Below are 12,327 nucleotides of genomic sequence, written 5' to 3'. Positions count from 1 at the left end.
CCGGGCATGAGGCTAGGGCCGTTGAGGGCACCTTCTTCCCCGCCGCTCACCCCCATGCCGACAAAGTGGATCCCGCTGGCTTCTAGGGCCTCGGCACGCCGGTCGGTGTCGCTGTAGAGGGAGTTGCCGCCATCGATGAGGATGTCGCCTGGCTCCAGCAGCGGCCTGAGCTCGTCGAGGATGGCATCCACCGGCGGGCCTGCCTTGACCATGATTAAGATTTTGCGGGGCCGCTCCAACAGTTGCACCAGTTCGGGCAGGCTGTAGGCGGGGGTAATCTGCTTGCCTTGGGCCCGCCCTTGGATGAACTGCTCGGTCTTGGCGCGCGTCCGGTTGTAGACCGCAACAGGAAAGCCATTGCGCTCGACGTTGAGGGCCAGGTTTTCCCCCATCACCGCTAGGCCAATGACTGCGAAGCTGGGCTTGCTCATGGTGGGGCAGGGTCAACACCTTCCCCAATCTAAAGGGCAATCCAGCCAAGAGGGTTCAGGGATCCTGTTTTTTTCACCTTTGCCGGCTTTCAGGGACAGCCTAGACTTGCGCGGGTGGCAACGCCTGTTACGGGATGGGATCCCTCAGCCCGCTGGCACAATTCCCGCAGGGCTGCCCGATCCACATAGGCGTCGCTAAAGTCAGCGCCGCCAATCTGCGCCCCTTGCCAAACCGCCCGCGCAGCAATGGCTCCCCTGAGGTTGGCCCCCCTGAGGTCGGCGCCTGCTAGGTTGGCCAGATCCAACAGGCTGTTGCTGAGATCTGCCCCCGCCAGGTTGGCCCCCGCCAGATTGGCTTTGGTAAAGGCCACGCCGGCAAGGTTGGCCCCATGCAGATCGGCACCCTGCAGGTTGGCGCTGACAAAACTGCTGCCCCGCCAGTCCTGACCCGACAGATCCTGCCCCTGCAGATCGGCATTGCTAAAGTTGAGACGAGTTTGGGATCCCGCCGGGGATCCCCACAGCAACAGCGTTGCCCCCAGCAGGATCCCCAGGGAAAAGCGGATCCAAGGATTGGGCTGCAACAGCATTTGGGATCCCTCCTTGCGGCTGAAGTTTTTCCTATTTTGGCCTTGGCGGCAGCCCCTCCCGTTGGCATCGCCACCACTCTGGGCAAAACTGAGTGGAGCCGTCCCTCCCGTTTCAACGCTGCTATGAAGGTGGCCTACTTGGACTGTGCGGCAGGCATTGCCGGCGATATGTGCTTGGGGGCTCTGCTGGATTGCGGGGTGCCCCTGGAGTATCTCAACCAGCAGCTCCAGGCGCTGGGCATCGAAGGAGAATACAGCCTGCAGGTATGCCGGGTGCAGCGGTGCGGCCAGCCGGCTCTGCAAGCGGTGGTGGAGGTGTTGGACGAGTCCCCGCCCGCCCGCTCCTGGAGGGAGATCCAGGCTTTGATTGCCGGATCCCGCTTGGCCCCTGCGGTCAAGGCCCGCAGCCTCAAAGTTTTTGAGAAACTGGCGCAGGCAGAGGCAAAAGTCCATCAGGTGCCCCTAGAAAAAGTGCATTTCCACGAGGTGGGGGCCGTCGATGCCCTGGTGGATATCGTCGGCACCTGTATCGGCCTGGATTGGCTGCAGGTGGAGCGGGTGATCTCCTCTCCCCATCCCATTGGCGGTGGCTGGGTGAGCACCAAACATGGCCAACTGGCGGTGCCCGTGCCGGCGGTGATTGAGCTGTGGGAAATGGGACGGGTGCCAGTGTTTAGCAACGGCGTGGAGGCCGAGCTGGTTACCCCCACTGGCGCAGCCCTGGCGGTGGCGCTGGCAGAAGCGTTTGGGCCCTGTCCACCGCTGCGGCTGGAAAAAGTGGGGCGCGGGGCCGGCAGCCGCGAGTTGCCCATTCCCAACATCTTTCGTCTTTGGATTGGTCAGTCCCAGGGGGAAGAGCCAACCGAGATCGTCTCAGTGTTGCAAACTCAGATTGACGACCTCAACCCCCAAGTGATTGCTTATACCTGCGAGCAGTTGCTGGCCCTCGGCGCCTGGGACGTGTTTACCCAGCCCATCACCATGAAGCAGGGACGGCCGGGGGTGTTGTTGACGGTAATCTGCCCGCCGGATCGGGTGCCGGAGTGCCAGGAGCTCATCTTCCGGGAAACCACCACCCTGGGCATCCGCCACTCCCAGCAGCAGCGCACCGTCCTGGAGCGGCGGATCGAGCGGGTGGAAACCCCCTACGGCCTGGTGGACATCAAGGTGGCCTATCACCATGGCCGCCTTGTCAACGCCCAGCCGGAGTTCCGCGACTGCGTGGCCCGCGCCCAAGCGTTTCGCGTGCCGGTTCAGACGGTGTGGCTGGCGGCCCAAGCGGCCTGGCAAAAGCGGTTGCAAGGGGATCCCGACTGAAAACAGAAGCTTTGGGCAAAAGTAGGCTCCCGCGCAGGAGCTGGACATAATCCCTACCAGCACTGGCTCAGCATGGGCAGCGAGGCTCTTCCTCAGAGGCGAAGGGATTTGCTCCTGGTGGACCAAGAAGGGATCCCTGGCCTGCTAGCCTGAAAGATGTCGATCCCACCCTCTTGACCACGACCACAACCATGGAATCCCAAGCCGCTCAATTTAATTTCGACCGCAAACTTTGGGACCGCTTTATCACGGTAGCTCAGCCCTACTTTTATCCGCGGGTGCGCTACGGGGGCTGGATTTTCTTTGGCTTGCTGGCAGCGGCCATGGTGTTTGTGGTTGCCTTGATGTTCTTTGTGGAGATTGGGGTGACCTTGGTTGGTCAGGCCCTGTTCCCAGAGTTTTTTACCAATGTAGCAGCCGGGCTGGTGGCGCAAACGGAGAGAAGCTTGGCCTCGCCGCTGCTTTGGGTGGCCGCAGCCAGCTTGGCTCTGAGCAGCCTGGCCTTTGGGCTGGTGTGGCGCCAGATTCAGCGGCGCTGGCTGCAATGGCTGTTGTTGACCTTTTTGCTGTTTCTATCTTTAACGGTAAACCGATTAAACGTGATGATCAGCTTTATCTTTCGGTTTATCGACACCGCCCTACAACAAAAAGAAGAGAACACCTTCTGGCAGTTTTTAATCATCTACGGGGTGTTGATCATCTCGGCCATTCCCATTTTGGTGATCTATCGGTATACACGGCTGAAGCTGGGGCTGTTTTGGCGGGAATGGCTGACCGACCACTTTCTGGATCGCTACTTTGATCGCCGGGCCTACTACGAGCTGGATTCCAACGCCGCCAACACCGAAATCGACAACCCCGACCAGCGCATCTCCGAAGACGTTCGCTCCTTTACCGGCACTACCCTTTCTTTTTTGCTGGATATTCTCGACTCGATCCTCACCCTCTACGCCTTTACCGGCATCCTCTACAGCATCTCCCGCCCCTTGGCGGTGGGATTGGTTATCTACGCTACCATCGGCACCGGCATTGCCATTTTGGCCGGTCGCAAGCTGATTAAAATTAACTTCGATCAACTGCGCTACGAGGCCGATTTTCGCTACAGCCTAGTCCACGTGCGGGACAACGCTGAGTCCATCGCCTTTTACCAGGGAGAAGACCTAGAGCTGAGGCAGATCTTGAATCGCTTTGCCGCTGCCCTGCGCAACTTTGACTTGTTAATCATTTGGCAGGCCATTATTGACATTTTTCAGTATGCCTATAACTATTTCACGCGCATTGTGCCCTATGTAATTGTGGCCCCCCTTTACTTTAGCGGCGTGCGGGATTTTGGCACCATTACCCAAGCCACCATTGCCTTTAGCCAGGTGCTGAGTGCCCTTTCAATTGTGGCCAACCAGATCCAAAGCATCTCCAGCTTTGCCGCCGGGATCAACCGTCTAGGGTCCTTTTACGAAACGTTGGAGAATCCGGCCCTGCGCCACACCCGCGACCGGGAGAGCACCATCCAAACTCGCATTGCTCCCCAACTGGCGCTGCAGCACGTTACTTTGCTAACACCAAACTCGGAACAAACCCTGGTGCGGGATCTGTCCCTGAGTTTAGAGGCGGGCCAACGGCTGCTCATTGTGGGGGCCAGCGGCAGCGGCAAGAGCTCCCTGCTGCGGGCCATTGCCGGCCTGTGGAACAACGGCCAGGGATCCATCGCCCGCCCCGACACCACCGAGATGCTCTTCCTGCCGCAAAAGCCCTACATGCTGCTGGGATCCCTGCGGGATCAACTCCTCTATCCAGGTCGTCGCCGGGATCTCAGCGATGCAGATCTCATCCGGGTTTTGGCCCAGGTGAACCTAGCCGATTTGCCGGAGCGGGTGGGCGGCTTTGACGTGGAGAAAGATTGGGCCAGCACCCTCTCCTTGGGCGAACAGCAGCGCCTGGCCTTTGCCCGCATTTTGATTACTCAGCCTCGCTACGCCATTTTGGACGAGGCCACCAGCGCCCTGGATGTGGCCAACGAAAAGCTGCTCTACCGGCAACTGCAACACCTCAACACCACCTACGTCAGCGTCGGCCACCGCCCCACTCTCCTGGCCTACCACGACCTGGTCTTGGAGCTACAGGGCAACTCTGCCTGGAAACTCTGGTCGGCAGCAGAATACGGCGCCCGCCTGGCCCTGGCCGGCTAGAGCGCTGCCTTAGCTCTCAAGCTGCCCTGGTACCCCTCACCCCCGGCCCCTCTCCCTCTGGGAGAGGGGGGTAGGCTGTTCCACCTCAAACCCATAGAACTAGACGCGGCCCAGGGGAGATGCTACCCTGTTTCACAAGTATTCCGACCGGATTACTGGAGAATCAGATGAGCTCCCTTGTCGGCTCTGAGGCCAAGCGCTCCAAGGTGGAGCAGATCAAGGCAGATAGCCATTTCCTGCGGGATCCCTTGCAGCAGGAGCTGGCCCAAGACACCACCCACTTTAGCGAGGCGGCGGTGCAGGTGCTCAAGTTTCATGGCGCCTACCAGCAGGACGACCGGGATCTGCGGCAGCAGCGGAAGCAGGAGGGACGGGAGCGGGCCTACGAGATGATGTTGCGCACCCGCATTCCGGGGGGGCATGTGCCGCCGCAGCTCTACTTGACCCTGGATCGGCTGGCCGAGGAGTACGGCAACGGCACCCTGCGGGCCACCACCCGGCAGACCTTTCAACTCCACGGGATCCTAAAGAAAAATCTCAAGGCCACCATTGCCAGCATCATCCGGCAGATGGGATCCACCCTGGCCGCCTGTGGCGATGTCAACCGCAACGTCATGGCACCAGTCGCCCCCTACAAAAACCGGCCTGCCTACCGCTACGCCCAGGAGTATGCCCGCAAGCTGGCGGATCTCCTGGCTCCAAAGACTTCTGCCTACTACGAGCTGTGGGTGGATGGAGAGCCAGTTCCCATCCCGCCGGTGGATCCGGAAGTCCAGGAAGCCGAGCAGTTTGTGGGCAACGGCGTGAGGCTGGAGGGGCCGGAACCTCTCTATGGCCCGGTCTATCTGCCCCGCAAGTTTAAGACGGCCATCGCCGTAGCCGGGGAGAACACCGTCGATGTGTACTCCCAAGACCTGGGTTTGATCGTCCTCACCGACCGCAAGGGCAACCTCAAGGGCTTCAACATCGTGGTGGGCGGCGGCATGGGGCGCACCCACGGCAAGGAGGAGACCCAACCCCTTTTGGCCCAGAAGCTCTGCTTTGCCCCGCCGGAAGCGGTGTACCGGGTTTGCCAGGCGATTTTGGCGGTGCAGCGGGATCACGGCAACCGCTACGACCGCAAGCAGGCACGGCTGAAGTATCTGGTGCGCGACTGGGGGATCCGCAAGTTTCGCCGTGTGGTCGAGCAGTACCTGGGGGAGAAGCTACTGCCCTTCCGGCGCATGCCCAAGTTTGTCCCCAACAGCGACGACTACCTGGGCTGGCACGAGCAAGGGGATGGCCGTTGGTTTTTGGGCCTCTCCATTGAAAATGGCCGCATTCAGGATACGCCGGAGCGGCAGTTGAAAACGGCCCTGCGCAAGATTGTAGAGGAATTTTCCCTCCACCTGCGGCTGACTCCTACGCAGGACGTGATCTTCGTCGACATCGAGGAGGGCCAGCGAGAAGCCATTAACCAGATCCTCAAGTCCCATGGGGTGCTTTCCAAAGAGGAGATTCCGGAGCTGGTGCGGCTCTCCATGGCCTGTCCGGCGCTTCCCACCTGCGGCTTAGCCATTACCGAGTCGGAGCGAGCCCTGCCCACCCTGATTCGCCAGTTGGATCAGGTGTTGCAGGAGCTGGGGCTGCAGGATTCGCCCTTTTTGGTGCGCATGACCGGCTGCCCCAATGGCTGTGCCCGGCCTTACTTGGCAGAGCTCGGCTTGGTGGGATCCGCCCCCGATGGCTACTACCAAATCTGGCTGGGGGCCAGCCCGCAAGGGGATCGCCTGGCCCAGCCGTTTCAGGATCGGGTGCACATCAGCCAGATCGTGCCGCTGATGAGAATTCTTCTGCAGGTCTACAAACGGGAACGTCACCCCCAAGAGCGCTTCGGCGACTACTGCCACCGGGTGGGGATCCCCTACCTACAGGCCCAGCTGCAGCAGCTCCAGCAGGTCGGTGCTGGATTCTAGGGGATCCCTCAGAAGCGCGACCAGGCCCGCAGCCATTCCTGCAGCGCCTCTAGCCAGCCGGTGGGTTGGGGCGTCACGGCCTGCGGAGTTGGCTCTTCATCAACAGGCAACTTGACCTGACCAGGCAGCACCCTAAAGACCTGAATCGGCTTGGCCTCAGGGGAAGGCTTCAGAGCAAGGGGCTCCACCTGCAAGAACAAGTCCTGCGCTGCTCGATACACAGGTGCCGAGATCAACAGCCGCGAGTTCGGCCTCTCCTGGGGCTTTTTGGGGGGATCGAGGGGTTCAGCAAGGGATCCCAGCCAGGTGGCAAAACTCACTGCCTTGCCAAAGGCTGAAACTCGCCGCGGCTCTTGTGGGTCGATGTGGAGTAGGATCACTGGGCCATGGTGGATCCCGAGGGTAAGCCGGACCTCTGGGTAAGTGAGCTGTCGCAGAAACCTGTTCAGCTCCGCCACCGATTGCAAAAGCGCCAACCCCGCCTGCAGAGCCTGCCGTACTGCCCGTTCGGGTTGTCCCAAGCCAAACAGGGCCAGACTTCTCAGCCCGCTTTGGTTGGCCAACACTCCTTGGTATCGCTGTACCACCGACTCCATTTGGACGAAGTGGCGACCCAAAGTGTAAACAACATCGTAGGGAAAGTTCTCCTCGTCGAAATTGGCCGTCCCCCACAGCGAAGCGCAGAGAATGGCGGCGGTGGTCTGCTCGCCGATGGACTGAGCCTGCAGTTGATGCTGGGCCACCTCCACATCTGCCCTATCGAGCACCAGCCGCTGCAGCGTCACATCCCCGGTGATGCGGGTTTGACAGGCAAGGCGGATATGCACGGGGAGATCCAGCCGTTCGGCCAACTTCTTCTCAGCAGGGGTCATGCTACGGCAATTTTGGCTGCCCTCCAAAATCATGATCCGGCAGGTGGAGCAGGCGGCATTGCCGCCACAGGCATGGACATGGCGCACCCCGGCCTGCAGTAGGTTTTCCAAGATCGTGAGCAGAGGATTGGCCTCAAAGGTGAGGTTATCGGGGTAGCAAGTGATCCGCATAGTTGGGTGCCGGCAAACCGTTCTTGGGCGCCTAAAGCCTATACGTTCCTGACCTGGATTTGGATACCCCTTTTCAGCTAGAAACCGCAGGAGCCCCGCGCTCTGGCGTAGCTGTTCGCGAAGCGGGACGGAGTCCTTGCGTCGGGAGGAATGCAAGAAGCCGGACAACAATATAGCATCTGATGAGATAAAATGGGAGCATAGACCAAGCCCTGACCATCTCCTGCAAGCTCAAGGTGTCTGTGTCGCAAGCCGCCAAGCTGGATGCGACGCTAGACGCTTTTGCACAAGCCTTGAACTGGGTGAATGAGAACACACCGGAGAAGATAGTCAACGCCGTTAAGCTCCAATCTCTCTGCTACCGCGAGATCCGTACCCGCTTCGGGCTATCCAGCAACCTGGCACAACAGGTGTGCAGGCGGGTTGCTGGCTCGCGCAAGGTTGCCCGGCAAAAGAATCGTCCGGTCAAAGCCTTCAAGGGCGGCTTTGTGACCTTTCGCGCTAGCGGGACGGAGTCCTTTGACGCTCGCACCTTTTCTTTTCGGCAAAAAGACTGGACGGTGTCGCTGACCACCGTCGAGGGGCGGGAACGCTTTGAGTTGGCAATTGGCAACTACCAACTGCAGGGCTACCAGAAGCCCGCTCCGTACCGCTTAGCAGTCGGAGCCGGGTAGTTTACGGGTGAATGTTGGCGCTGTTCTCGACAACAGGCCGCTGCTGTGCTTCCAAGGGAGCGAATGATAGAGTACAGAGAGATTTTGTGCGAGCCCCTTCATGCCTCAGTCCAAACCTGACAAATCGCCCCTCCGCAAATTCCTGGAAGCCCTGATGCTGGTGTTTGGCGCAGTCATGTTCCTGGGCTTCTCCTTTGGCCCGATACTGCAGGCACTGGGGCCTTCTGACTCGGCAGACACCGCCAATTTGGTTACCGAGCAACTGCGGGCCCAGGCGGACGGCTACCGGGCCGTGCTGGAACGGGAGCCGGATAACCCCATTGCCCTGCGGGGGTTAATTGACACGCAACTGCAGCTCAACGAGCCGCAAGGGGCCATTGAGCCGCTGAAGAAGCTGGTGGAACTGGAGCCGGAAAATCGGCAACTGCGAGCTTTTTTGGCTCAAATTCAGCGGGAGACAGGGGATCTGGAAGGAGCGCTGGAGCAGCTTCAAGCTCTCTACAAAAAGGATCCCAAAGATGGCCAAGTTCTGCAGGAGCTGGCCGATGTTCAACTGGCTCTGGGCCACACTTCTGAAGCCATTGACCTGCTGGAGAACTACCTGAAAGAAGTACCGGAAGATAACGATGTCCGCCTGCGCTTGGCCTTTATCTACGCCCGCAACAACCAGACGGGAAAAGCGGTGGCCCTTTATGATGAGATGATTGCAGCGGATCCCAGTGATTTTGCCCCGGTATTGGGCAAGGCAATAGCCCTCAGCTCTGCTGCCGATGCCGACCTACGGGCACAAGCCCCTGATCTGTTTGAGCAAGCGGCCCGCCTGGCCCCGCCCAAGGTGCGGGAGGAAATCCGGCAACAGGCGCAGCTCTACGCCCAAAGAAACCAGCCCCAGGCTGTTGAGAACCAGGAGACTAGCCCCTAGGGGGTTTTGATTTGAGGATGCGGTAAAACTTGTAACAAGCTCTCCCCTTCAGGACTCGGAGACATCCTTGAGGGCGGCTTCCACCGACGGATAGATCTCGAAGAGGGAATCCAGATGGGTAACCTTGAGAACCAGCTTGGCCTGTTCTCCTAAGCCGCAGAGCTTGAGATGACAGCCGGCGGGAGTACAGGTGCGTCTTGCCCACACCAAAGCCGACACCCCCATGCTGTCGATCAGCGTAACCTGGCTTAGATCCAGTAAGAGGTGTTTGGGTTTCTCGGCGAGAATTTGGCCCAGCTCTTTCCGCACCAAAGCGGGATCCAGCTTTCCTGCCGGAAGCTTGACCAGGGTGACAAGAGATCCTTTGGGGCTGAGCTGGGTGGAAACATCCACAAAGGGCTGAGAAAGTCAAGGGCGGGAGCCACATTGATTCTGAACCAAAGCCGCCGGGTTGGGTTCTGCCAGGCAACTTTTTGTTTGATGTAGGAAGGTAGCTCCAATGGATACGCACGGGATCCCGATAGGGGATGCGGCTGCCCTGGGTTTGCTGGCCCTGCAGCTGCCGATGGCAGCGGTGTTGCTGGCCCGGCTGCTGCCCGCTGTGTGGCGCCCTTCCCCTCTGCCCCCTGGCCAAGCGGGGATCCCTTTCCCGCCGGGCCTGGTCAGCGTCCTACTGCCCACCCTCAACGAAGCCAAGCGCCTGGATCCCTGCCTGGAAGGGCTGCACCGCCAGGGAGCGGTTGTGCGCGAGGTGCTGGTGGTGGATAGCCACTCCCAGGATGGCACCCGCGAGAAAGTGCTGCAGATGGCCGAGCGGGATCCCCGCTTTCGCCTCTTGACCGACGATCCCCTGCCCAGTGGCTGGGTAGGTCGTCCCTGGGCGTTGCACTACGGATTTCTCCAGTCGGATCCCGCCTCTGAGTGGATCCTGGGTATTGATGCCGATACCCGCCCCCAGCCAGGCCTGGTAGAGCGCTTGCTGGAAACTGCCCAGGCCAACCAGCTGGATCTCATCACCCTGGCGCCGCAGTTTATCTTGGAGCACTGGGGAGAAGCTTGGCTGCAGCCGGCTCTTTTGACAACCCTGATCTACCGCTATGGGGCGGCAGGGGACACGGCTGCTCTGCCGGAGCGGACGATGGCCAATGGGCAGTGCATGTTGGTGCGCCGCTCGGTGCTGGAAGCCATGAACGGCTACACGCTGGCGCGGGCCTCCTTTTGCGACGACGTCACCTTGGTGCGGCAGATCGCGGCAGCCGGCTTTAAGGTAGCTTTCTGCGATGGTCGGCACCTGCTCAAGGTGCGCATGTACACTTCTTTTGGCGAAACCTGGCGGGAGTGGGGCCGCTCCCTGGATTTGAAAGACGCCACTCCCAAGGCTCACCTGTGGGGGGATATCGCCCTACTGGTGCTTACCCAAGGGATCCCAGTCTTGGCAGTTGGGGGGCTGGGGATCAAGGCCGGGATGGGGTTGCCCTTTTCCCTAACAGAGCAGGTTCTGTTGGGGCTAAACTTAGGCCTACTCGCCCTGCGCTTGGGCGTGCTGGTAGGCATTCGCAGCTCCTACCAGGATCCCCCGTGGACATTCTGGGCTTCGCCCCTGGCGGATCCCTTGGCTGTCCTACGGGTGATCTTGTCAGCCCTCAGTCGCCCCCGCTCTTGGCGCGGGCGCACCTACTAGTCTATTGCCTCAGGAGCGACGCCGAAGCGCAGCGGAGCGGCAGCAGAGGCAGGCGCCTGTTGGGTGGCATTCAAATAAGGCAACCCCTGCTCGAGTAAGCATAGCTGCACCGTTCTTTCAACAGGGTAGTTTGTGATCACTAGCTCCGTGATTTTTCCTCGCTTTGCCCCCTTGCAGTTGATAGCCCGATTTGCTTGAACCTCATCAACGGCAAAGAAGGGCATAGCGTACAAAGAGCGAATGATTGCAGTGTCAGAATTAGAAAGCGTGATGTACACGTTATTCTTGCTCAAGTCAATGCAAATATCTCGTAGTCGCTCTTGATCCTTTAAGGTGAAGCCGTTGGCATGATAGGAAGTAAAGTTTGATGTTTGCGAGACAGGAACATAAGGTGGGTCGAAATACACCCAGTCGCCCGGCTTGGCTCTCTCGATAACTGTCTCAAATGGCACGCACAAAATTTCAACATGTTGTAGGGCAAGGGATGCGGCTAAAAGATTATCTTTGTCCAGATACTTTGGAGCTTTATATCGTCCAAAAGGAACATTAAACTTTCCCTGCCGATTGACCCGATACAAACCATTGTAGCCTGTCTTGTTTAGGTAAATCATGCGTGCAGCTCGTTCTACAAGACTCATTGACCAAGGATCTTTCTCTCGAATCTGGTAATAAAAATTTTTATCGTATGGAAATTCAGAAAGTAGTTGAATAACTTCCCAAACATGATCGCGAATAGCCAGGTAAGTATCTATCAACTCGGCGTTAATATCAGAAAGAATTGCCTGTTTAATCTTGCGTTCTCTGTACAGGCGAAAGAAAAGCGCACCACTCCCAACAAAAGGCTCGTGGTAAGTGTTGAAATAGACGGGCATCCGCTCCAATAGGGCGTCTGTCAGTTGTGTCTTGCTGCCAGCCCATTTTAGAAAGGGTCGCGGAAGAAGCAAATCACTCATGTTACAATCCAAAATACAAACGTAGCCAATCTTCTAAATCGCTAAACCAAACCACTTTCCCTGTAGACATCAGGTATCCTTGCATGTTTTTTGAGAACCCTTCGCCATCAATTACCACGATCCCTGGAATAGGCCAGTGCTCCATATCTTGAATGGTTGCAGGGATCTTCTCTTCTGCTGTACCTGACGTCGCCTGAAACTTATACTCTACTCCTAGTCGTTTGCCGCTTTTCTCATCGCTAGTGACCACATCAATATACCGCTGCTGCCCCCAAAGCCTTCGTGCTGCTTTGACTCTTGCTTGTGTCTTCAATCCAAGAGATTGCACCAGAGCAACAACTCGCTACTCTCATTTGTCACCACTTTTAGGTGCTGTTCCTTTTCCTGGCATCGAGAAAACTCCTCACAGACAAGATGAATTGATCAGTAGTAAAGAAGTCCTCACTGTCCTAACCTTGATGACATGATAGCCAACTACCCCTCTCAAGGAAATAGATCCAATCACAATATGCTTTCTCCTTTGTATTTCTGATGATAATGATAAGCTCTTTGACCGCGTAAACTCCGAGCTACTC

The 12,327-nt window shown here is 58.4% G+C and carries 11 protein-coding genes and 2 pseudogenes; 6 read left to right on the top strand and 7 right to left on the bottom strand.

Annotation, left to right across the window (positions count from 1 at the left end; genetic code table 11):
• On the bottom strand, positions 1-431 hold a 431-nt coding region (locus NW835_RS01825; protein WP_414414363.1), incomplete at its 3' end, for an NAD(P)-binding domain-containing protein.
• Between the two features lie 89 nt (positions 432-520).
• Entirely contained in the window at positions 521-1,021 is a 501-nt protein-coding gene (locus tag NW835_RS01820) for a pentapeptide repeat-containing protein (RefSeq protein ID WP_414365441.1), read from the bottom strand.
• A gap of 123 nt (positions 1,022-1,144) precedes the next feature.
• Between NW835_RS01820 and larC the strand changes: the two genes are divergently transcribed.
• The 3 genes from larC to NW835_RS01805 all read left to right on the top strand — a co-directional run bounded on the left by larC (position 1,145) and on the right by NW835_RS01805 (position 6,479).
• On the top strand, positions 1,145-2,338 hold the full coding sequence (gene larC / locus NW835_RS01815) for a nickel pincer cofactor biosynthesis protein LarC (RefSeq protein ID WP_414365448.1): 1,194 nt from the start codon (positions 1,145-1,147) through the stop codon (positions 2,336-2,338).
• Positions 2,339-2,529: 191 nt separating this feature from the next.
• Positions 2,530-4,524 carry an ABC transporter ATP-binding protein/permease gene (locus tag NW835_RS01810; RefSeq protein WP_414414383.1) on the top strand — a complete coding sequence of 665 codons (1,995 nt, stop codon included), beginning with the start codon at positions 2,530-2,532 and terminating at the stop codon, positions 4,522-4,524.
• A 167-nt stretch (positions 4,525-4,691) separates the two neighbouring features.
• A complete protein-coding gene (locus NW835_RS01805; RefSeq protein WP_414414362.1) occupies positions 4,692-6,479 on the top strand; it encodes an NADPH-dependent assimilatory sulfite reductase hemoprotein subunit in 1,788 nt (595 codons plus the stop codon).
• Positions 6,480-6,487: 8 nt separating this feature from the next.
• On the opposite strand, the gene NW835_RS01800 is transcribed toward NW835_RS01805, so the two are convergent.
• Positions 6,488-7,522 carry a 2Fe-2S iron-sulfur cluster-binding protein gene (locus tag NW835_RS01800; RefSeq protein WP_414366836.1) on the bottom strand — a complete coding sequence of 345 codons (1,035 nt, stop codon included), beginning with the start codon at positions 7,520-7,522 and terminating at the stop codon, positions 6,488-6,490.
• Between the two features lie 200 nt (positions 7,523-7,722).
• Between NW835_RS01800 and NW835_RS01795 the strand changes: the two are divergent.
• Both NW835_RS01795 and NW835_RS01790 read left to right on the top strand, forming a co-directional pair.
• Positions 7,723-8,142 (top strand): annotated as a pseudogene (locus NW835_RS01795) (RNA-guided endonuclease TnpB family protein); the annotation flags it as partial.
• Between the two features lie 154 nt (positions 8,143-8,296).
• Positions 8,297-9,118 (top strand): tetratricopeptide repeat protein, encoded by an 822-nt coding sequence (locus tag NW835_RS01790; protein WP_414378581.1) that lies wholly within the window; start codon positions 8,297-8,299, stop codon positions 9,116-9,118.
• 48 nt (positions 9,119-9,166) lie between these two features.
• Here NW835_RS01790 and NW835_RS01785 read toward each other — a convergent pair whose 3' ends face one another.
• A complete protein-coding gene (locus tag NW835_RS01785; protein ID WP_414378579.1) occupies positions 9,167-9,511 on the bottom strand; it encodes an STAS domain-containing protein in 345 nt (114 codons plus the stop codon).
• Positions 9,512-9,617: 106 nt separating this feature from the next.
• Here NW835_RS01785 and NW835_RS01780 point away from each other — a divergent pair, with 106 nt between their 5' ends.
• Entirely contained in the window at positions 9,618-10,799 is a 1,182-nt protein-coding gene (locus NW835_RS01780; RefSeq protein WP_414414361.1) for a glycosyltransferase family 2 protein, read from the top strand.
• On the opposite strand, the gene NW835_RS01775 is transcribed toward NW835_RS01780, so the two are convergent.
• From NW835_RS01775 to NW835_RS01765, 3 genes and pseudogenes are all read right to left on the bottom strand, one after another.
• Positions 10,796-11,752, bottom strand: coding sequence for a DNA adenine methylase (locus NW835_RS01775; protein ID WP_414414360.1), 957 nt, complete (start codon positions 11,750-11,752; stop codon positions 10,796-10,798). The two genes, NW835_RS01780 and NW835_RS01775, sit on opposite strands and share 4 nt — an antisense overlap.
• 1 nt (position 11,753) lies before the next feature.
• On the bottom strand, positions 11,754-12,080 hold the full coding sequence (locus NW835_RS01770) for a PD-(D/E)XK nuclease superfamily protein (protein WP_414414359.1): 327 nt from the start codon (positions 12,078-12,080) through the stop codon (positions 11,754-11,756).
• Between the two features lie 126 nt (positions 12,081-12,206).
• A pseudogene (locus NW835_RS01765) lies at positions 12,207-12,327 on the bottom strand (IS630 family transposase); the annotation flags it as partial.

Origin of the sequence: Synechococcus sp. OH2, from assembly GCF_047462155.1 — a bacterium.
GTDB lineage: Bacteria > Cyanobacteriota > Cyanobacteriia > Thermostichales > Thermostichaceae > Thermostichus.
The sequence above is the reverse complement of the archived record's forward strand: the minus strand, read 5'-3'. Positions and strand labels throughout refer to the sequence as shown.